1 protein-coding gene is annotated in these 1829 nt (G+C 46.8%); it reads right to left on the reverse strand.

Going from position 1 to position 1829, the window contains the following annotated elements:
- Nucleotides 1-1829 (reverse strand): hemagglutinin repeat-containing protein (locus ACGF49_RS24435; protein ID WP_387493270.1); only part of this gene is annotated, 1829 nt, incomplete at both ends.

Consider the following 1829-nt stretch of genomic DNA (forward strand, 5'->3'; position numbering starts at 1 on the left):
GAGATAAATCAAACCGGCGCTCTGACGCCTCCGGCGTATTGGGCCGAGAGATATCAATATCGTGACCCGCGCTGAGCATGACTTGTTGCCCCGCCCGGATACCCGCCTGCCGCAACATTAAATCATTCCCAGAAAACAGATTAATATTGCCCGCCGCGTTTAATTGACTTCGATTGGCATTCAGGTTATGACCCGCGCTTAATGTCAGATGGCGTGATTTGTCTAACTGAATACCGGAGAGATCCAGATCGTTGCCCGCTGAAATCCGCAAATGATTATCGGCCGAAATTGAGGCTAATGATTCAGCAGACTGATTCCGTCCCATTTGGATGTCGCCTTCACGCACCAGCAGCTCAACATTTTCCCCTTTTAACTCTGCCTGACGGGCAGTGATATCTTTGCCCGCAATCAGCGTCAGATTTTTATCTGCCGCTAATTTAACCCCGTCAGCCTTGATTTCATCACCCGCGTTTAACGTAATATTGTTGGCTTTATCGAACAAAATACCCTGAAGATCCAGTTTGTTACTCGCGAACATCTGCAAATTGTTGCTGGCCGAAATACGCGAATCATGCCTGCCTATTTGAATGTTGCCTTCACGCGCGAGAAGCTCAATATTTTCCCCTTTCAGCTCAGTTTGACGGGCGGTGATATCTTTGCCCGCACTGAGTGTCAGATTTTTCTGTGCGGCCAATTTAACCTGGCTGGTATCAATTTCATGACCCGCATTTAACGTTATCGTGTTTGATTTATCGAATAAAAGATCATAGAGATCCAGTTTGTGATCCGCGAACATCCGCAAATTGTTGCTGGCCGAAATACGAGAACCGTCCCCCCACATCTGGATGTCGCCTTCACGCGTAAGCAGTTCAACATTTTCTCCCTTCAACTCGACTTGAAAGGCATCAATATCTTTACCCGCAATCAAGGTCAGATTTCTCTTTGCCTCCAGTGTACTCTGGCCGGCATATATTCGACGCTCGGCGATGACGGACAGATCATTACCCGCGTTGAGGTGGCCTATATTGATAATTTCACCGGCATGAAGCAGAATATTTTTCGCCAGTATGAATGCCGTTCCGTTGAATTGATTAATAAAATCGGCCACCACATTTAGATCGGCTGAAAGTTTACCGTCCATCCCGTGGTTAAAGTCGTGACCAGTTAAGATGAGATTTTTCTTCGCATGAAACTGGCTTTGGCTGTTATCCAGCTTTGTCGCATTGATATAAGCGTTCATTCCCGCCGCGACGCTAGCATCCCTGTCATTATTTAACGCTTTTGCGCGAATAATAATATCGCCGCTATTGGTTTTTAGCGTCGCTGAAGTGTTGTTAATTTCAGTGCTTAAATTACCGCTCGCATCTTTTTGCAACCAGAGATGATTATTTGCCTGAATCAGCCCCTTATTCTGATTGTATAAACGGTCGATAAATAACCGCATGTCACCGTCTGCGATAATCTTACCGGTGTTGTTCAACGTGTTCGCGGCAAGCGTGATATCTTTCCCTGCCTGCACATGACTCTGTTCCGCCGTTTTAATGCTTTTACTGCTAACGGTGATATCCGTTTTGGCCTGTATATTGCCCAGAGTCACCTTGCCATCCGCCGTCAGACTAATGTCACCCTGCGTTGTAGTCAAATTAGCAAGGTTAACTTCCTTACCCGCCTCAGTACTCACCAAACGGATTTTATTGGCATACATTCCCCCCAATGATCCGGTATCAATCACGTTCCAAGGGGTATCACCCTCGCCTGCAATAGGGGCAATAGTCCCGCGTTTGAAATCAATCCGGTTGGGGCCTTGTGTCAATGTCAGGTTTTTCGCC

Source organism: Photorhabdus sp. RM96S (genome assembly GCF_042879335.1).
GTDB lineage: Bacteria > Pseudomonadota > Gammaproteobacteria > Enterobacterales > Enterobacteriaceae > Photorhabdus > Photorhabdus kayaii.